The following is an 18,894-nucleotide window of genomic DNA, read 5'->3' as shown; positions in this document are numbered from 1 at the left end:
GCAAATCCGCCGCATAATCAATCCAACCAGATGCGCCAGATCCTCTCTTAGCTCAGGCCGACATCTGTCCCAAAATCCCTGACGACGGACAAGGATTAGAATGGTGATTTGCTATCAGGAACAGATAGTTTTCTGGGCTGTCATTCTTCCAGACTGCTGATCTTAACGAGGTATTCCAATGGCAGTAACGTTGCACAGGGTTCTGATTGACACCTGTATTTGGCTTGAATTGGCGAGAAGCTACAGAGCAGCCCCCTTAGTTCGCGCTTTGTACGAAATGTGTGACAACGCTCAGCTTGAGATAATTGTTCCAGATATCGTTAGAGAAGAGTTCGCTAGGAACAAGGAGCGGGTGTTGGCAGAGTCAACCAAGTCAGTGCAATCGACTCTGAAGACACTCAAAAGTGCGTTGCCGTCTTTTGTGGACGCTGAATCTCAGCAGGAAGTCATCGATACAATTCACGGAATTGACTTCACATCAGTTACCGGTGGAGTTCCGAATATTGTCGAACAAGTAGAAGAATTGATTGATCATTCCGAGAACATCCAAGTTGAAACCACAGTGTTTCACAAAGCGCGCGCTGCGCATCGAGCGCTCGATAAGCAGGCACCATGCCATCGTGACCGGAACAGTATTGCCGATGCTGTAATATTTGAAGTCTACGACGAATTGAGAACGCAGGTAGAACGAGACCACATTGCATTTGGCTTTGCCACCACGAACTACAAAGACTTCAGTGAGCACAATGGGGACAATCGGCTTCCACATCCGGACCTTCGGTATGCATTTGGTGAGAAATCAAAGTTCATCGTCGACATTGCAAAGTTTGTGGAGGACCAAGCGCCGGGATTCCAAGATATTTTCGACCTAGAACAGGGGCTTACGCCAGAATTTCGGTCTCTAAGTGAACTCATCGAAGTTGAAAACTTGTTGTTCAAGCAAGTTTGGTACAATCGACATATGAACCTGCGTTATCACATCGAAAATGGAACTCGCCGCGTGGTCTCTGAAAGCGAGTATGCAAACTCGCCGCACCAGTCGGATCAAATCCTTGAATCACTTTGGAAAACTGCTTTGGATGCCGCTCAAAGGACAGAGGATGAAGTGGGTGAAGAGAACCTAGGTCCTTGGGATGACTTTGACTGGGGAATGATAAATGGAAAGCTGTCCGCGATCAGATGGGTGTTAGGCGAAGAATGGGACATGTTGGATACCTAGAAATCCCCGAATAGTCGCCGCTGACGCGGCGCACACCAACTTTCTCAAGTTGCATATGCAAAGTATATACGTTTGTGAAATCGGCATGACCAACAACCTCCCCGCTAACGCGGGGACGGTGAAATTCAGAAAAATAAGGATAATTGTGCGAATTCAATGCGTTACGCGGCAGTTGATTGAGTAATAATATTGCGCGCATTTCCGTAAAGTCAGCGGAGAATCATGTCTTTGCGCAAGTCATTGAAAACAATGCGCAAATCTAAATAATTCCAAAAATAGAATTTAACATAATCGACCTTATTAAGCACTTCCCCGCCCGTATCCGGCTGGTCAGCATAACACGGGCAGGGTCATAACACGACATAGAAGCTGTTTTGTCGTTGTTCGTCGTCGCCGCGTTAGCGGTGCAGATCAGAAATAGCCCCGGATATTGTACCGGGGACCCAAAGGGGCACTAGGGGTGGGGTGAATTCGACCCTCAGTCGCTGCCTCAGCGGCCCAATGCAACCCATTAATACAACTTCTTGAATCACAAATCTCAGAAGGGCCCATTTTGTGTTACTCTAAGCCATATTGATGAATTTTGATTAGGAGATAGTTGCAATGGCGTTTGGACCGGGACCGGGTGAGTCATACACACCGAAAATTGGGAAATTTTGGACCTACGCAAATCCACTTGAAGTAACGATGCTTTCAGTTGGAGCCCCACCCGCAACCCCTCTCGACCCTCTGGACCCGGCTAGAGATCAGCATGAGTTTTCCAGATCATTCTATTCCGATGATAGAATGGCGTGGAGGACCGAAACAGGTGGAAATGGGGAAACGAAACTCGTTCAGGAGGAATTTCAGTTCGTAGTTTCACACTTTAGAAGACATGAGAGCGGGACGTACTGGTCTCGTTACAACCGATACTGGTTCAAATACTTGATTTATGGACTTGGTCTTCCTCTTCACAACAATCTCGGAAGCCCACGTGATCATGGCCCTACCCAAATAGATATTATTCTAACAATTGGTGGAGGAGATTATATCTTACCTAGGTTCGGTTTCGTTGAATGGGGCTGCAGGATGGCCAAAGCTCCTCGAACGTGGAATTATGATCAAATCGGGAACGACGACGAAGTAGACTACCAGTCAATCGCCAAAAATATTTACTCTGTAAAATACGTTCCTAAGGGGGGTGTCTGTTGGGCAGAGCAGTGTCCAGGCTGACCTCGTAATTGTTCGACCGATAGTTCCAAATATTTTGCTGCGCACAACTTGTGTGATAAAATACTGATATCTCCACAGTCAGTAGGCGCGGTGCTTTTCTTTTTTGCCCCGCACGACTTGGCCTCGGCAGCAACGGCGGGTCTGCATGGCCGTTGCTGCCGAGGCCAACCCTTTTCAGAACAGACCTAGAAAGAACTGAGCAAATGAGCGAAACGCACGAATTGCGTTTGAAGATCAACGCCACCGCTGCTGAATCCGGCGCACGTAGATTTAAAGCAGCGGTGGAAGCCGTAAAGCGGGCTGTTCGCGATCTTGGGCGGGATAGTACAGGCGCGTTCACCAAACTGAGCAAAATCAATCCCCAGATCGATGTGAAACCGCTAACGCGGGCACGTACCGAAACTGAGAAGCTAGGCACCGCAACCGACCGCGCGGCAGAACGTATTCGGACCTTGGCTGTCCAAAGTTCCAACGCCCTACGTGTCAGCACGGATCAAGCCAGCCGCCTACGTGATCGCCTCCTTTCCATTGGCGACACGGCAGGTTTGGCACGGCTTGAAGACGGGCTCGAACGCCTGCGCGCAGGCCTGACCAATGCCACGACGGGACTCGATGTCAGGGAGGCCCGCGCAGGGTATTCCGACCTAGCTAGCGAACTGAACCGAACGGCACGGGAAGCGGAACGTCTGCGCGCCGAAACCATCGCGTCAGCGAATGCTCAAGAGACCGCCGCTAACGCGGCTGCGCGCCGTTCTGCCAACCTTGAAACGCTTCGGGCTAAGCACGATAGCCTGTTCGCCACTTCTCGCGCATACGAGCAGTCACTAGCCGAAGTACAGCAACTAGAAGACGCCGGTGTGCTGAGTGCTCAGCGGGCCGCTGCTGCCCGCGAACAAGCCGCAGCAAGTCTTATGGCGGCAAGCAACGCAGCAGACGTGTATTCCGGCAAGGCCCGCGTCAGCGGGCACGAGACGGCCTATATGGCGGCGCAGTTCAACGATATCGGGGTTATGCTGGCATCCGGGCAATCCCCACTTATTCTGGCTGCCCAACAGGGTACTCAGATTTCCCAGATGCTGAATCAGATGGGCGATAGAGCGTCTATTCTTGCAACGCTTCGCTCCGGTTTCATGAGCATGATTAACCCGGTTTCCTTGGCGACGATCGGGATCATTGCGGGCGGTGCAGCGCTGACGCAATGGGCAATGAGCGCGTTGGACGCCGGGGAAGAGACTAAGAGCTTTGAAGACCGGCTAACCGATCTTTCAACCGCTGTTTCCACATATCGCGCGTACGCTGACGCTGCATCGCAGACCACCAGCGAGCTAAGCGCCAAGTTCGGTGTGTTCGGCGCACAGGCCGGGTCCGTAAATGCCGCCCTTGCCACCATTGGACGACTCGACGCAATCCGCGCCGCTGACGCGGCTGTTGACGACCTGACTAAGCGTTTCGGCGGGCTGTCCCGCACAACCCTGACCTATGCCGACGCCGTGGTGCCTCAGATCGAAGCCACGTTCCTAAACCTCAAGGAGTCGTTGGCGCTGACCGATGCCCAAGCCGCGACAGTTGTCAGATCGCTTGAGGGCCTCGCAACAGCAGACACCATGCAGGCAAAGGTCGCGGCGGCGAACTCGCTAAATGAAGCGTTTGTGCGGGTGTTTGGATCAGTCGAAGCAATCCCCGAAAAACTACTGAACGTGCAGCGAGAGGCCCTTCTGGTAGCCCTACAGGTCGCAGAAATCGGCACCGAAACAGACAAGGCCGCTGACAAGATTGCTCGTATGAATGAGGGTTACGCCCGATCTCGGATTGAGGCTCAGAAAGCGACCGCGTCTGCGCAGGAATTGCTGACTGGCCTGCGTCAGCAGGCTGAGATGAACCGGCTTATCGCAACGTATGGGCGTGACTCCGTTCAGGTGGCAGAAGCGCGCATTCGGGCCGAACGCGCCGCGTTTGCCGAGACTACCCGCACCCTTGATGTATCGGAGTCCATGAAGACCGAACTCATGGGCGCATGGGAGGCGGCGAACGGCGTTGCATCGGCAAATATGATTGGGACGATTGCCAGCGCATCACAGGCCGCTGCCACTCTTGCGCGGAATCTAGGAATTGCTGTGGATGCCGCAGCTTCCTTGAGCAACGCGCAATCTTCCAAAGAATACGGCGGTAGGGGTCAGGACCCGCGCGCATTCGGCGATGGCGGGCGACTGTCCGGTTCGAACTATCAGGCGGACCAGAACTACACCTCAGTAAGTGATCTGATTGATCAGTTGACCAAGTCCAGCGGTGGCGGGGGACGGCGTGCCGCACTGTCCGAAGAACAGCAGGCTATCGAGGCCTTGAACAAGAGCTTGAAGGATCGGCTTGTCGGTTTGCAGGCTGAGAAGCTTGAACTTGAACTTGTCGCCTCCGGGCAATTCCAGACCGTCGAAGCCGCTCGACTGATGGCTGAGGCTCAGGCCTCAATGGGTTCATCTGTGGACAAGACCACTGAAGCGCTCATTCGCCAGATCGACGCCGCACAAAAAACGGCAACGGAAATGCGAAATGCCGCCAACAGTGGCGCGGCTGGTTGGATGAACGCTGTCCCTTCCTATCAGGAAGCGGCTGACAAGATCCAAACCGAAATTCTCGATAGTCTGAGCAACGAGATTTCCAGCTTTGCCAAGACAGGCGAATTCAGTTTTGAACGGTTGGCGGACTCGATCTTGGCCACGATGACCCAGCTTGCTGCTAAGCTCGCTGTGAAAGAGTTGTTTGGCGGGCTTCTCGGTGGTGATGAAGGTGGCGGCGGAGGTCTTGGCAGCTTGATTGGTGCTTTCGTTGGCTCATTGGCGGAAGGCGGCTATAGCACCGATGCACCCGCTCAGACGGTCGCGCCTATCTCGGCATTCCGCCATGCGCCTCACTTCTCGGAAGGCACAGCGAACACGTCCGGTATCCCTGCCGTGCTACACCCCAACGAGGCGGTGGTACCGCTCAGCAAGGGTCGCAAGATTCCGGTCGATCTGGGCCGCGCAGAAGGCGCAGGCGGTGGAAACACAATTGATTTTCGCCCGATCTACCACATCCAAACCCCCGACGCTGATAGCTTCCGAAAGTCTCAGAAGCAGATGGCGGCGGAAGGTCTGGCAGCGGCGCAGAAAGCGCTTCAATCAAACGGATAAGGAAAACACATGGCTTACGAAATGAAGAGTCCCGGACATCCGACCGGCATGCATTACCCAAAGGTTCTCAAGCGGCGGCAAGAACTCGGGCTGGATGAAAAGGGATTTCCGATCCTGCGTCAGGATCAGGAAGCGGGACCGGATGATGATAGGGACGACTCTGACGCCCGCTAACGCGGGTTAGGAGCCACAAACTTCGCCACCTCGTTCAGTGCTTCCAACTTTTCGGCAAGCAGATCATCACCACCGTATTCCGCTTCGGTCGGGTCAGCATCTTCTAACCGCCCTGCTATCATTCGGCGAATTTCCGGGTCAATCTTCGCACGACGGGCTGCATCGGCCCAGCTATGGCGCAGACTATGGAAGGTCATTCCATCATCAGTCAAGTTGAGTGGGTTACGGACCTTCCTTGCAAAGCGGTGACCGTAGTTGGTCATGAACCGCCCGCGCTTGTCCGTGCTGACTTCTTGGGTTCGTGTCCGCTTGCGTTTGTCAGTGTAATTCTCCAACCACAACATGCGCCCGCCCACCTCCCGGCGCTCCGCAACGTAGTCAAGGAAACCAGCTTGAACCAATGCGTCCGGCACGGGGACGGTTCGAAGGCTATGGTAATTTTTGACTTTCTGATCCGGGTCCAGATCGGTGATACGGATACACCAGTGATTGCCGATCAGCACGACATCATCAATGGTGAGTTGCCCTAGCTCTTCCTGACGAGCGCCGGTGTACGCTGCTATGAGTGGTATCCAGTGGTCCAAGGTAGATCGATCAAAGGTTGCGCGCGTATAGCTGATGATCTTGCCTACCTGTTCAGGCGTGAATGGCGTTCGGGACTTTTCTTTCCGCTCACTTGCTCGCTGCTTCGGCTTGTCTGTCGTGTATCCGGCAAATGGGTCTGCGGGCAGCGCGCCCAGCCTATCAACGGCGTAAGCGGTCAAACTCTTCATGTGGAAAAGGGCAGTTTCCCGACTCTTGAGGCCGATGGGCGCTTTTCCGTCTTTCCGACCCCTCTTAATCGATTGTTGGAGCGTTAGACGCCGATGCTCACCAACCGCAGGAGGCAACTTCTTCAGAGCCTCATCGAACTGGTTCAAATGCTCGCGCTTTATCTGATCTAATTGAATATCGCCGTGAAGCTCATTCCACCGACGCAGCGTATACATGACCTTTTCGCGATTTTGTGGCGTGTAATCCTTGGCATCAAGGAAGCGCTCGGCAACATCGCGCAGACCCACGACTCCTTCGTCCGTACCTTTGATCGGTTCAGGAACTTCGATCTTGAGTGAGTTTGCTAAACGCTTGGTGCCGCGAATTTCAGCGACCAGAGCTTCCCGGTATGCCGCGTTAGCGGCTTGCTCTGCACGATTTTGGATTTCCGACATGAGGTCCGCGTCTTCACCGTCCGCTAGGTGTTCGGTGACACCTTCGCCCGCTGCCAGAAACGCCGTGACCTTTCTAAGCTCTGCAATATGCGCCGTGATTTCGCCTGCACCCCCGATGGCCTCCAGTGCCGCCTTTTGATCTTCCGTAAGGAGCTTGGACAGTCTTTCCCGGTCTGCGTCACGCGCACGGTCTTCAAGCTGTTGATCGAATATTGTCCGTTGAAAACGAATTTTGGCCTCAGCTTCTTTAGGATCGGAGGTTTTCATGGTGCCGCGAAAAGCTGCCTTGTTGTCGTACAAGTCGCGGATGGCCTTCGGAATCGGTAGATTGAAATGGTAGGTCGTGCCGCGCTGCTGCGTTCCGGGAACCTTTGGGAGTTTGTAAGCTGGCATTAAATCAGTGCTCAAAGAGGTGCGTTGTGTTAGTTGGGATTAGCACAAAAACTAACACAACGGCTAGCGCACTCAGCTCGGCTAGAGGTCTGTTTTCTATTAAGATATTGATATGGATGGAAAGTTTATGGTGCTGCTGGAGAGAATTGAACTCTCGACCTCTCCCTTACCAAGGGAGTGCTCTACCTCTGAGCTACAGCAGCATCGTGGGCGGGTGATTAGACTCAAACGAAACGCGGCGCAAGGGTGTCTGGACGGTTTTTTTCCACTCCTGTAGAGAAAGACAATGGCAGAGAAAAATTCACCCAAAAAACACGGCAAATCCGGCGAAACGCGCGAAGACCGCCTCAAGGCGGCGCTCAAGGCGAATATGGCGCGGCGCAAGGCGCAGGCCAGGGCGCGGGCGGCTTCGGACAAGGCCGGTAAGGACGAGGGATAAGAGCAGATGGATTCGATTCTGGTGACGGGCAACGGCCCGCTGAACGGGCAGATCCCGATTGCGGGGGCCAAGAATGCGTGCCTGACCCTGATGCCCGCGACGCTGCTCAGCGAAGAACCGCTGACGCTGACCAATGCGCCGCGACTTAGCGACATCAAGACCATGACCGCCCTGCTGCAATCGCTGGGGGCCGAGGTCTCGGCGCTGCAGGACGGGCAGGTGATCGCCATGTCCAGCCACGATCTGACCAGCCACGTGGCCGACTACGATATTGTGCGCAAGATGCGCGCCTCGAACCTTGTGCTGGGCCCGCTGCTGGCGCGGTTCGGGCAGGCGGTTGTCTCGCTGCCCGGCGGCTGTGCCATTGGCGCGCGGCCGATGGACCTGCATGTTGAAGGGCTGGAAGCGCTTGGGGCCGAGATCGAGCTGAAAGACGGCTATCTGCACGCCAACGCCCCGGGTGGTCTGAAGGGCGCGGTGCATGAGATGCGTTTTGCATCCGTGGGCGCGACCGAGAATATCGTCATGGCCGCCACGCTGGCCAAAGGCACGACCGTGCTGAAAAACGCCGCGCGCGAGCCCGAGATTGTCGACCTGGTGGAATGCCTGCGCAAGATGGGCGCTCAGATTTCGGGCGAGGGCACGTCGACCATCGAAATTCAGGGCGTCGACCGCCTGCATGGCGCGACCCATCAGGTTGTGACTGACCGGATCGAGTTGGGTACCTATATGCTGGCCCCCGCGATCTGCGGTGGCGAAGTTGAGCTGCTGGGTGGCCGGATGCGTCTGGTCGAAAGCTTTGCGGCCAAGCTGGATGCGGCGGGGATCAGCGTTTCAGAGACCGAAAAGGGCCTGAAAGTGACCCGCAAAAACGGCCGTGTAGCGGCGGTGGATGTGGTCACGGAACCTTTCCCCGGCTTCCCCACCGACTTGCAGGCGCAGATGATGGCGCTGATGTGCACCGCCGAAGGAACATCGGTTCTGGAAGAACGCATTTTCGAAAACCGCTTCATGCACGCCCCGGAACTGGTCCGCATGGGCGCAAATATCGAGGTTCATGGCGGCACCGCCACTGTCACCGGGGTTGAACGTCTGAAAGGCGCGCCGGTGATGGCGACCGATCTGCGGGCCTCGGTCTCGCTGATCCTTGCGGGCTTGGCGGCAGAAGGCGAAACGACGGTCAGCCGGGTCTATCATCTGGATCGCGGATATGAGCATGTGGTGCGCAAGCTGGAAGGCGTGGGCGCAAAGATTGAACGGATCAAGGGCGAATGACAGACGCAAGTTTTCACGACGGGCGCGAGGCGCCGCTGAATCTGGGGGCCGAGGATGCTGATGACCTGCAGGTGATCGGCACGCTGACTCAGGACGCCGTGTTCCCGGTAACCGAGATGACATGGCAACCCGCGCAGCGTCGCTTTGCCCTGTTGTTGAACCGTTTCCGGTGGGAGGACAAGGACGCCGCCACCAAACGCGGCCGCGCGTTTGAAAGGGTGCAATCGGTTCTGATGTTCGGCTCGGTCCTGTCGGTGGCCAGTCAGGGCATCGACCGCAGCGACAAGGACATGGTTTTGTCCCTGCTGTCGGTCGATTTCGAACCGGGCGAAGATGGCGCGGGCCAGATCCTGCTGACACTGGCGGGCGATGGGGCAATCCGCCTGACGGTCGAGGCACTGGACGCCACGCTCAAGGATGTGACGCGCCCCTACAAGGCCCCCTCGGGCCACGCCCCGCACCACCCCGAGTGACCAACAAACGCGGCATCGCGCAGGCCTTTTCCAACGCGCCACAGGGCATGGAATTGCGGCGCGCGACCGTGTTTGACGTGTTCGGCATCAGCCGCGTCCTGACCCGCTCGATCCGTGATCTCTGCGGGGCGGACCATCTGGACGATCCCGACAAAATCGCGCAGTGGACGGCCAACAAAGACCCGGCCACGATCCGGGGCTGGATCGGTTCTGGCGCGGTGTTCTGGGTGGCAACGCTGGCGGATGAGGTCGCGGCAGTTGGCGGTTTGCGGTCCGAGGGTGAGATCACCTTGCTCTATGTCGATTCCAATCACACCGGGCGCGGGCTTGGCACGGCGTTGTTGACCCGGATGGAACAGGATCTGGGCGCGCAGGGCTGCACCCGGGTGCAACTATACGCCACAAAGACCGCGCATGGTTTCTATCTTGCGCAGGGCTGGCGTGATCACGGCGATCCTGCCGACTGGCACGGCATCCCGCAATTCCCGATGCGCAAATCGTTGCACCCCACAGGCTAAGGGTTGAGGACACCCCGCGCGGACGATAAGACCCGGTGAAACGCCGCCGGAGTACCGCATATGCCCGTTTTCCTGAACACCACCGCGCCCGATTTCGAACCCGCGTTTCAGGCGCTGCTTTCGGCCAAACGCGAAGACAGCCCCGATGTGGATGCAGTCGTGGCGCAGATCATCGACGACGTGCGCACGCGCGGCGATGCGGCGGTGATCGAGCTGACCGCGAAATTCGACCGGCTGGAGCTGACGCCCGAAACCATGGCCTTCAGCACGCCCGAAATCGCCGCAGCGGTCGCACAGGTCACGCCCGAAGATCGCGCCGCGCTGGAACTGGCCGCCGACCGCATCCGCGCCTATCACGCGCGCCAGATGCCCGAGGATCAGGAATGGACCGACACGGCGGGCGCAACGCTCGGCTGGCGCTGGTCGGCGGTTTCGGCGGCGGGTTTGTATGTGCCGGGTGGTCTGGCCTCCTACCCGTCCTCGGTGCTGATGAACGCGATCCCGGCCAAAGTGGCGGGGGTTGAACGGCTGGCCATCGTCGTGCCTACGCCCGACGGGCAGGTGAACCCGCTGGTCCTGCTCGCCGCGCAACTGGCAGGCGTGGATGAGGTCTATCGCATCGGCGGCGCGCAGGCGATTGCCGCGCTGGCCTACGGCACCGATACCATCGCGCCGGTGGACAAAATCACCGGCCCCGGCAACGCGTTTGTCGCCGCCGCCAAACGCCGGGTGTTCGGCAAGGTCGGCATCGACATGATCGCTGGCCCGTCCGAGATTCTGGTGATCGCCGACAAGGACAACGACCCCGACTGGATCGCGCTGGACCTGCTCAGCCAGGCCGAACATGACGAAAGCGCGCAGTCGATCCTGATCACCGACGATGCCGGTTTTGGCCAAGCCGTCGCGCAGGCGGTCGAAAAGCGCCTGCAAACCCTGCAACGCCGCGCCATCGCGGGGGCAAGCTGGCGCGACTTCGGCGCGGTCATCACCGTGCGCGATCTGGATGAGGCTGCGGCGCTGTCGAACCGCATCGCCCCCGAACACCTTGAGCTTTGCGTCGCTTACCCGGTGACGCTCAGCCAGAAAACCATCCATGCAGGCGCGATCTTTCTGGGCCAATACACGCCCGAGGCCATCGGTGACTATGTCGGCGGCCCCAATCACGTCCTGCCCACGGCACGGTCAGCGCGGTTTTCCTCGGGCCTCAGCGTGATGGATTTCCTCAAACGCACCACGCTCAGCCAGATGACGCCGGCAGCCCTGCGCGCCATCGGTCCCGCCGCCGAACAACTGGCCCGCTCGGAAAGCCTTGAGGCACACGGCCTGTCGGTCACGGCGCGCCTGAACCGGCTGAACGACTGACGTGACGCAAAGACTTTGGCACCTGGCGCTTTGGTACGTTGCTCAACGAAATCCGTTGTTATAGGTCTGTGCAGACGCAAGGATTGTGACCGCCAAGATGACCCGTATCTCGCATATCGCACTGGACGACCGAAACCTGCCCCCGCCGACCCCCGAGATCGAGCAGGAGCGCAAGGTCGCCATCTATGATCTGCTCGAAGAAAACACCTTCACCCTGCCAACGCGCGATGACCGCCCGGTGCCCGACGGCCCCTATCACCTGCAATTGTCGATCCGCGACAAACGGCTGGTCTTTGATGTCGAAACCGAGACCAGCGAAAAGGCCGCCGAATTTCACCTGTCACTGGGTCCGTTCCGGCAAGTGGTCAAAGACTACTTCCAGATCTGCGAAAGCTATTTCAACGCGGTCAAAAACCTGCCGCCCAGCCAGATCGAAACCATCGACATGGCCCGGCGCGGCATCCACAACGAAGGCAGCCGCGTGTTGCAGGAACGGCTGGACGGCAAGGCCGAGGTCGACAACGACACCGCCCGCCGCCTGTTCACGCTGATCTGCGTGCTGCATTTCGGAGGCTAACGGGTGAAGGGGCTGCCGCAGTCTATCCTGTTCTGCTGTGACCATAACTCGGTCCGCTCGCCCATGGCCGAAGGCATCATGAAGAAATTCTACGGCACCGGCACCTATGTGCAATCTGCCGGTGTCCACAACGATCTGGAGATTGACGGGTTCTGCATCGCTGTCTGTCAGGAACTGGATGTGGAGCTGTCGCGCCACCGCTCGCGCTCATTCGACGAGATGGAGGAATGGGGCGATGACCTCAGCTCGTTCGACCTGATCGTGGCCCTGTCGCCCGCCAGCCAGCGAAAAGCGCTGGAACTGACCCGGTTTTTCCACCTCGATGTCGATTATTGGCCAATTATGGACCCTACCGGATTAGGCGAAAGCCGCGAGGACAAGCTACGTCACTACCGACAGACCCGCGATCAGATCATCTCGCATCTGAAAGACCGCTGGGGCGAACCAACGGAGCGACCATGAACCCGACCGTCAAAACCTATTTCGACGCTTTCAACGCCGGTGATGTCGAGGCGATGCTGGCCTGCCTGTCCGACGACGTGGCCCACCACGTCAACGAAGGCCAGATCCGCGTCGGCAAAGAAAAATTCGCCGACTTTTGCGCGCATATGAACCGCTGCTATCGCGAAAACCTGACCGATATCGTGATATTCGAAGCCGAAAGCGGCACCCGCGCAGCGGCCGAATTCATCGTCAACGGCACCTATCTGGAAACAGACGAAGGCCTGCCTGAGGCACATGGCCAGACCTATCGCCTGCCCGCCGGGTCGTTCTTTGATCTGCAGGACGGCAAGATCACCCGCGTGACCACCTTCTACAACCTCGCCGACTGGACCAAACAGGTCTCCAATGGCTGAGATTTCGGACGTCCGCCCCCTGACCGGCTCGGCGCTTGAGGCCGCGCTGGATGACGTGGCGCGCCTTCGGATCGAGGTATTCCGGGTCTGGCCATATCTCTATGACGGCGATCTGGAGTATGAGCGCGCGTATCTGCAATCCTACCGCGACAGCGACAAGGCCATCGTGGTTGGTGCCTTTGATGGGGATACGCTGGTGGGGGCATCGACCGGCGCGCCCTTGACCGATCATGCCGACGATTTTGCAGCAGCCTTCGAAGGATCGGGGCTGGATCTGACGCAGATCTTCTACTGCGCCGAATCCGTTTTGTTGCCCGCCTATCGCGGGCAGGGCGTTGGCCATAAGTTCTTTGACCAGCGCGAGGGTCATGCCCGCGTGCTGGGTTTCACAAAATGCGCCTTCTGCAGCGTCCAGCGCCCGGCTGATCACCCCATGCGCCCCGCGCAGTACCGACCGCTGGATGCGTTCTGGCGCGCGCGGGGCTATGAACCTCTGCCCGGCGCAATCGCGCAATTCTCTTGGAAAGATGTGGGCGAGGAAGCCGAAAGCCAAAAGCCGTTGCAATTCTGGATCAGGGATCTTTAGCGTCGCCCCCCGGGCGCGCGGAAACTTCAAAAGTTTCCGTCCCGATTTCATTTAATGAAATCGTGCCCGGGTGGCGATGATGTGCTAAGTCTGCAGCCATCGTAAACCACAAAGGCCCTGCCCATGTGTGGCAAGTTTGCAGCCGGTCATCTGACGCAACGCCAGATGCTGGCGATCATGGAGCATTTTCTCTACGGCAAGGTTTCGCCGCATCTTCCTGATCCGCTGCCTGCCGGCGGCTACAACATCTCGCCCACCAATCGGGTGGGCATGGTGCGCTGGGATGGAGATACTGCAAGGCTCACCACCGCGCGCTGGCAGATCAAAGACCCGCGCAGCAAAAAGCCCATGATCAATTCCAAGATTGAAAATACGGGGTTCTGGCACGATTACTGGGACCGGGGCCGCTGTCTCATCCCGGCGATCGGCTACTATGAATGGCCCAAGGATCAGGGTCATGATTGCCCGGTCTATATCTCGGTCAAACGAAACGCGCCGGTGATGTTCTTTGCGGGATTTTACCGAACGGATGACGGAAGGCACAGTTGCACCATCCTGACCCGCGAACCTAGCCCTCAGATCGCCCATATCCACAATCGGATGCCGGTGATCCTGTCCCCGGACGAGATCGAAAGCTGGCTGTCCGGCGTCACCACAGCGCAAGATGCGCAACAGACCCTGGGTACCAACTACGAAGGCCGGTTTGAATTTCACACGGTGAAGCCGATCAAATCTGGTGCCGACGGCGAAGACTTGATCGAAGCCTACACGCCGCCTGTTCAAACAGGTTTCGATTTCTGATCTGGTCTCAGCCGTCCTGCTCCCGAATGTGACGCGATCAGGCTATACATTTCACCACCCCGCGCCTAAATCTCGCGCGATCCCGAGGCCAGAGGACCCCGCCCATGAAAATCGCCACCGCCGCTTATGATCTCGACTGGCTCGACAGCTGGGCGCAATACGAGGACAAGCTCGAGCGTTGGGTCGCCGATGCCGCCGGGCAGGGGGCCGAGCTTCTGGTGTTCCCCGAATACGGCGCGATGGAATTGTCGACGCTGGAAGGCGCAGGGGTTGCTGGTGATCTGGAACGCTCGATCCGGTCGGTTTCCGAGCGGATGGAAGATGTACAAAACGTACATCAGCGCCTCGCAAAGACGTACAAAACGTACATTTTGGGCGCATCGGCCCCCGTCATCGACGGTCCGGGCCGTCCGGTGAACCGCGCTGCCTTCTACGCCCCCGACGGTGGTGTCGACCATCAGGACAAACAGATCATGACCCGCTTTGAACGCGAAGCGTGGGATATAGCCGCTGGTGGTCCTCTGAAACTCTTCGACACCGCTCTGGGTAAAATCGGAGTTCTGATTTGCTATGACAGCGAGTTCCCTTTGCTGGGTCGCGCCCTGCAGGAAGCAGACCTGATCCTTGTGCCGTCCTGCACCGAGGCACTCTCGGGTTACTGGCGTGTGCGGATTGGTGCAATGTCAAGAGCGCTGGAAAATCAATGCGTTACGGTCATGGCGTCGCTGGTGGGCGACAATGACTGGTCCGAGGCGGTCGATATGAACACCGGCACTGGCGGCATCTTCGGCCCGCCCGACAAGGGCTTCCCCCAGACCGGTGTGCTGGCCGAGGGCGCTCTGAATCAACCCGGCTGGACCTATGCCGAGGTCGATCCAGGCGCGATTGCGACCGTTCGCGCCGATGGCCATGTGCTCAACCGCACCCATTGGGCCGAGCAAGAGCCTCGGGTCAAATCGGTCACAATATCCGCCCTTTAGGTGATTCCGCCCTTGAAATAAGGCCAAAATAGGCTCATTTAAGCGCACATCGCCCGCAGATTCTGCAGGTGCAACGTAACGATGGAGACAACATGGCCAAGGAAGATACGCTCGAATTTCCCGGTGTCGTGAAGGAACTCCTGCCTAATGCGACGTTTCGGGTCGAGCTGGAAAACGGCCATGAGATCATCGCACATACGGCAGGCAAGATGCGCAAGAACCGCATCCGTGTTCTGGCCGGCGACAAGGTTCAGGTCGAGATGACCCCCTATGATCTGACCAAGGGTCGGATCAACTATCGCTTCAAGTAACGCCCTTTCTCATGGCGTTTATCCTCGGATCGGGCAGCCCGCGACGGCTGGACCTGCTGGCGCAGCTTGGCGTTCATCCCGATGCGATCCGTCCGCCCGAGATCGACGAAACGCCCCTGAAAGCTGAACTTCCTGTTCCGTACTGCAACCGCATAACACGCGAAAAAGTTCAGGCGGTTCAATCAGATAGCGATGACATCACCCTCTGCGCCGACACCACGGTAGCGCTGGGTCGGCGCATCCTGGGCAAACCCCGTGACGCAGGGCAAGCCGCTGAATTCCTGCATGCATTGTCCGGGCGCAGGCATCGCGTGATCACCTCGGTCGCAGTGCGGCGCGGGGACCGGGTGCTGCAGCGCGATGTGATCTCACAGGTCAAAGTCAAGCGCTTGTCGGACCTCGAAATCAACGCATATCTGGCGACCGGAGATTGGCAGGGCAAGGCAGGGGCCTATGCGATACAGGGCCCTGCAGGTGCGTTCATTCCCTGGATTTCCGGATCGTTTACAGGCATCGTCGGTCTGCCGCTTTCCGAAACTGCCGCGCTATTGCAAGGCATCGGCTATCCACTTTATCGCGAGGCATCATGAAGGGGCGCAGCATCATTCTGGATCATATTCAGGACCGCGAAGCGGCAGCCCTGATGGTCGATGGCAAGCTGGACGACTTTCTGATTGCCGCAGACGCACCCACCCCCGGCACGATCTATCGCGCCCGTGCTGACCGTCCGGTCAAAGGGCAGGGGGGCATGTTCCTGACCACACCCGATGGCGCTGCCTTTTTGCGACAGATCAAAGGGTTAGCTCAGGGTTCCGATATTTTAGTACAGGTCACGGGCTATGCCGAGCCCGGAAAGGCCATCCCCGTTACCAACCGCCTTTTGTTCAAAAGCCGCTATGCGATTGTCACACCGGACGCTCCGGGGCTGAATATCTCGCGCAGGATCCGTGATGACGACCTGCGCGATCGGCTGCTTGAAATCGCCCATGACTACATGAGCGACAGCCCGTATGGTCTGATCCTGCGATCCTCGTGCCACGATGCGGATCCTGTTGAGATTGCCGACGACATCTCGGCAATGCGAGCGCAAGCCGAACAGGTTATGAACGACCCCGGCACCGAGCCCGAGCTACTTAGCGATGGCGACAGCCCCCATGTGCTGGCCTGGCGCGACTGGACCGACCCCGCCGAAGTCGTCACGCACCCCGGCGGGTTCGAAACACACGGCGTTCTTGACGCGCTGGAGATCGCGCAGGGCATTGCCGAACCTCTGCCGGGTGGCGGAAGCCTCTTTATCCAACCCACCCGGGCGCTGGTCGCCATCGACGTCAATACCGGGCGCGACACCTCTTTGGCGGCGGGCTCCAAGGCAAATTTCGCCTGCGCCAAGGCGCTGCCACGGGCTTTGCGGGTTCGGGGTCTGGGCGGCCAGATCACCCTGGACCTTGCGCCAATGCCCAAGAAAGACCGCCGCGGGTTCGAGGCTGCTCTGCGCTCGGCCCTGAAGACCGACCCGGAAGAGACAATTCTGGCGGGCTGGACCCCGTTGGGTCATTTCGAACTGCAACGCAAACGCGGTCGCATTCCGTTGGCGGAGATCCTGAAATGAGCTGCCCGATTTGCGGGGAAAGAACGCTTCATGCTTTCCGCCCCTTCTGCTCAAAACGCTGTGCAGATATCGATCTGGCCAAGTGGCTGAACGGGTCTTACGCGGTGCCTTCACAGCGGGAAGAGGGCATTGAGTCCGAGGTGGAAACCGATATTCCCAAACCGCCGCATCCGCATTGAAAAAATGTGAAAAAGCCTCTGGACACTGCCTTTGGCAAGTCATAGAACGCCTCCACCCAACGATGAACATCGTTCCCGTGCCCGGGTAGCTCAGGGGTAGAGCAGTGGATTGAAAATCCTCGTGTCGGTGGTTCGATTCCGCCCCCGGGCACCACTTCCTCAGGTAAACCCTTGGTTTCACTCCAGCTTTTAACAGCAGGTTGGAGCCGTAGACCATGTCAGAGACCATTTCACCCAAGTACACCTTCGTGAAAGAGGGTGTTTTTTATTTCAGTCGCCGCATCCCCAAGGAGCTTTGCCGCTATTACTCTTCTACTCGGATCGCATTTTCTTTGCGTACTCACTCGGCAAACGTGGCGGCGACGAGAGCAAGGAGAGCCGCTGATCAACTCGATGAGTATTGGTTTCACCTGAGGTCGCAGGATACAGAACTGCCTGGAAAGCACATGTTGCGTCTTGGCGCAGCCAACTCCGCCGTAACACCAGTTGTTCTGAACGAGACTACTGCTGCCTCTGTACTGTTGTCTGAGGCAGTCGAGATTTATCTTGCAATGAAAGGCCAAGGACGCCCCGTGACGTTTCACCGGGGCGCAGAGAGAGCGTGTGGCTACGTGATTGATGCCTGTGGCGACAAACACCTCGAAGTCTATACCAAGGCGGACGCGAACAAGTTCCGCGACGCACTCATCGCCCGTGGTCTCGCCGGTAGCAGCCTCACAAGGATTTTCGGTACAGTCAGAGCCGTCACCAACTTCGCTGCGAGTGAGCAGGGGCTTTCGCTGCACAACCCTTTCTCTGGAGTTTACTACGATCGCTCCGCTGGGGTCTCTGGCCGGAACCCATTGCCTAGCGAAGCGATAGCGACCGTTCAGGCGAAATGCAGGGAGCTTGATGACGACTTGCGTTGGTTGGTGGCTTTGGTTTCAGACACAGGCATGCGGCTTGCAGAGGCTGCTGGGCTGGGAAAAGAGGACTTCATGTGTGCGGACGATGGTTCTCTCTCAGTTCGCGTTCGCCACCATCCATGGCGTCGTTTGAAGACGCAGGACAGTGAGCGTGATATACCACTTGAAGGAAACGCTAGATGGGCAGCGCAGCGCATACTCAAAGAAGCTGGCTCGTCTCAGTTCGCATTCCCAAGATACAACAGGTCCGACACCACAAACGCCAACGCGGCTAGTGCCGCCTTGAACAAGTGGATGAAGGAACTTGTACCAGCGGGATACACCATGCACGGTTTCAGACATTCAATGCGGGATCGTCTGAGAGCCGTAGAGTGTCCGGCAGACGTGGTCGATCAGATCGGAGGCTGGCGTACAGATGGTGTGGGCCATTCCTACGGGAAAGGTTACCCGCTTGAGGTTCTCAGAAAGTGGATAAAACAGGTAACCTGAGCTGACATGGTCTACGGCTCCAACCTGCTGTTAAAAGCTGGAGTGAAACCAAGGGTTTACCTGAGGAAGTGGTGCCCGGGGGCGGTGTTCTATTCCCGTTACAGGCACTTCTTCAGCCGGTCTCTCCAGCAAAACAAGGGGTATGCGACGGGCTGTATCG

The 18,894-nt window shown here is 57.7% G+C and carries 21 protein-coding genes and 2 tRNA genes; 21 read left to right on the top strand and 2 right to left on the bottom strand.

The window, feature by feature from the left end; translation table 11 throughout:
- Positions 1–178 precede the first annotated feature (178 nt).
- The 4 genes from ACR0FG_RS20555 (at position 179) to ACR0FG_RS20540 (ending at position 5,772) form a co-directional block, all read left to right on the top strand.
- Positions 179–1,219 (top strand): PIN domain-containing protein, encoded by a 1,041-nt coding sequence (locus ACR0FG_RS20555; protein WP_480895214.1) that lies wholly within the window; start codon positions 179–181, stop codon positions 1,217–1,219.
- A 603-nt stretch (positions 1,220–1,822) separates the two neighbouring features.
- Positions 1,823–2,431: a hypothetical protein gene (locus ACR0FG_RS20550; RefSeq protein WP_480855986.1), complete on the top strand. Its 609-nt coding sequence runs from the start codon at positions 1,823–1,825 to the stop codon at positions 2,429–2,431.
- Positions 2,432–2,634: 203 nt separating this feature from the next.
- Entirely contained in the window at positions 2,635–5,598 is a 2,964-nt protein-coding gene (locus ACR0FG_RS20545) for a phage tail length tape measure family protein (protein WP_480895212.1), read from the top strand.
- Between the two features lie 9 nt (positions 5,599–5,607).
- On the top strand, positions 5,608–5,772 hold the full coding sequence (locus ACR0FG_RS20540) for a hypothetical protein (RefSeq protein WP_480895210.1): 165 nt from the start codon (positions 5,608–5,610) through the stop codon (positions 5,770–5,772).
- Here ACR0FG_RS20540 and ACR0FG_RS20535 read toward each other — a convergent pair.
- Both ACR0FG_RS20535 and ACR0FG_RS20530 read right to left on the bottom strand, forming a co-directional pair.
- Positions 5,769–7,388, bottom strand: a complete 1,620-nt coding sequence (locus tag ACR0FG_RS20535) for a tyrosine-type recombinase/integrase (RefSeq protein ID WP_480895208.1) — start codon at positions 7,386–7,388, stop codon at positions 5,769–5,771. The genes ACR0FG_RS20540 and ACR0FG_RS20535 overlap by 4 nt on opposite strands.
- Positions 7,389–7,501: 113 nt before the next feature.
- Positions 7,502–7,576: transfer RNA gene (locus ACR0FG_RS20530), tRNA-Thr, on the bottom strand.
- Between the two features lie 83 nt (positions 7,577–7,659).
- Between ACR0FG_RS20530 and ACR0FG_RS20525 the strand changes: the two genes are divergently transcribed.
- The 17 genes from ACR0FG_RS20525 to ACR0FG_RS20445 all read left to right on the top strand — a co-directional run bounded on the left by ACR0FG_RS20525 (position 7,660) and on the right by ACR0FG_RS20445 (position 18,734).
- Positions 7,660–7,812, top strand: a complete 153-nt coding sequence (locus ACR0FG_RS20525) for a hypothetical protein (protein WP_480895206.1) — start codon at positions 7,660–7,662, stop codon at positions 7,810–7,812.
- A 6-nt stretch (positions 7,813–7,818) separates the two neighbouring features.
- Positions 7,819–9,087 (top strand): UDP-N-acetylglucosamine 1-carboxyvinyltransferase, encoded by a 1,269-nt coding sequence (gene murA / locus ACR0FG_RS20520; RefSeq protein WP_480895204.1) that lies wholly within the window; start codon positions 7,819–7,821, stop codon positions 9,085–9,087.
- Complete coding sequence (locus ACR0FG_RS20515; RefSeq protein WP_170713874.1) at positions 9,084–9,560, top strand: DUF2948 family protein; 477 nt, start codon at positions 9,084–9,086, stop codon at positions 9,558–9,560. Before murA ends, ACR0FG_RS20515 begins: the two co-directional genes overlap by 4 nt.
- Positions 9,557–10,078, top strand: coding sequence for a GNAT family N-acetyltransferase (locus ACR0FG_RS20510; RefSeq protein ID WP_480895202.1), 522 nt, complete (start codon positions 9,557–9,559; stop codon positions 10,076–10,078). Before ACR0FG_RS20515 ends, ACR0FG_RS20510 begins: the two co-directional genes overlap by 4 nt.
- A 60-nt stretch (positions 10,079–10,138) precedes the next feature.
- Positions 10,139–11,440 (top strand): histidinol dehydrogenase, encoded by a 1,302-nt coding sequence (gene hisD / locus ACR0FG_RS20505; RefSeq protein ID WP_480895200.1) that lies wholly within the window; start codon positions 10,139–10,141, stop codon positions 11,438–11,440.
- Between the two features lie 97 nt (positions 11,441–11,537).
- The gene (locus tag ACR0FG_RS20500; protein ID WP_170713868.1) at positions 11,538–12,017 is read left to right on the top strand and encodes a UPF0262 family protein; all 480 of its coding nucleotides are present in this window, start codon (positions 11,538–11,540) and stop codon (positions 12,015–12,017) included.
- Positions 12,018–12,020: 3 nt separating this feature from the next.
- Entirely contained in the window at positions 12,021–12,479 is a 459-nt protein-coding gene (locus ACR0FG_RS20495; RefSeq protein WP_480895198.1) for an arsenate-mycothiol transferase ArsC, read from the top strand.
- Entirely contained in the window at positions 12,476–12,874 is a 399-nt protein-coding gene (locus ACR0FG_RS20490) for a ketosteroid isomerase-related protein (protein ID WP_170713864.1), read from the top strand. The genes ACR0FG_RS20495 and ACR0FG_RS20490 overlap by 4 nt, the downstream gene beginning before the upstream one ends.
- Complete coding sequence (locus tag ACR0FG_RS20485) at positions 12,867–13,460, top strand: GNAT family N-acetyltransferase (protein ID WP_480895196.1); 594 nt, start codon at positions 12,867–12,869, stop codon at positions 13,458–13,460. The genes ACR0FG_RS20490 and ACR0FG_RS20485 overlap by 8 nt, the downstream gene beginning before the upstream one ends.
- Before the next feature lie 123 nt (positions 13,461–13,583).
- The gene (locus ACR0FG_RS20480; protein ID WP_480895194.1) at positions 13,584–14,261 is read left to right on the top strand and encodes an SOS response-associated peptidase; all 678 of its coding nucleotides are present in this window, start codon (positions 13,584–13,586) and stop codon (positions 14,259–14,261) included.
- 104 nt (positions 14,262–14,365) lie between these two features.
- Complete coding sequence (locus tag ACR0FG_RS20475) at positions 14,366–15,241, top strand: carbon-nitrogen hydrolase family protein (RefSeq protein ID WP_480895193.1); 876 nt, start codon at positions 14,366–14,368, stop codon at positions 15,239–15,241.
- Positions 15,242–15,333: 92 nt separating this feature from the next.
- On the top strand, positions 15,334–15,552 hold the full coding sequence (gene infA, locus ACR0FG_RS20470; protein WP_005978431.1) for a translation initiation factor IF-1: 219 nt from the start codon (positions 15,334–15,336) through the stop codon (positions 15,550–15,552).
- Positions 15,553–15,563: 11 nt separating this feature from the next.
- Positions 15,564–16,142, top strand: coding sequence for a Maf family protein (locus ACR0FG_RS20465; protein ID WP_170713856.1), 579 nt, complete (start codon positions 15,564–15,566; stop codon positions 16,140–16,142).
- Complete coding sequence (locus ACR0FG_RS20460; protein ID WP_480895190.1) at positions 16,139–17,161, top strand: ribonuclease E/G; 1,023 nt, start codon at positions 16,139–16,141, stop codon at positions 17,159–17,161. The genes ACR0FG_RS20465 and ACR0FG_RS20460 overlap by 4 nt, the downstream gene beginning before the upstream one ends.
- Positions 17,158–17,340 carry a DNA gyrase inhibitor YacG gene (locus ACR0FG_RS20455; RefSeq protein WP_480895189.1) on the top strand — a complete coding sequence of 61 codons (183 nt, stop codon included), beginning with the start codon at positions 17,158–17,160 and terminating at the stop codon, positions 17,338–17,340. The genes ACR0FG_RS20460 and ACR0FG_RS20455 overlap by 4 nt, the downstream gene beginning before the upstream one ends.
- A 79-nt stretch (positions 17,341–17,419) precedes the next feature.
- Positions 17,420–17,494 (top strand) — tRNA-Phe (locus ACR0FG_RS20450).
- 61 nt (positions 17,495–17,555) lie between these two features.
- On the top strand, positions 17,556–18,734 hold the full coding sequence (locus ACR0FG_RS20445; RefSeq protein WP_480895187.1) for a DUF6538 domain-containing protein: 1,179 nt from the start codon (positions 17,556–17,558) through the stop codon (positions 18,732–18,734).
- Positions 18,735–18,894: the final 160 nt, after the last annotated feature.

The sequence above is a fragment of the Ruegeria sp. E1 genome (genome assembly GCF_056534225.1).
The sequence above is the reverse complement of the archived record's forward strand: the minus strand, read 5'-3'. Positions and strand labels throughout refer to the sequence as shown.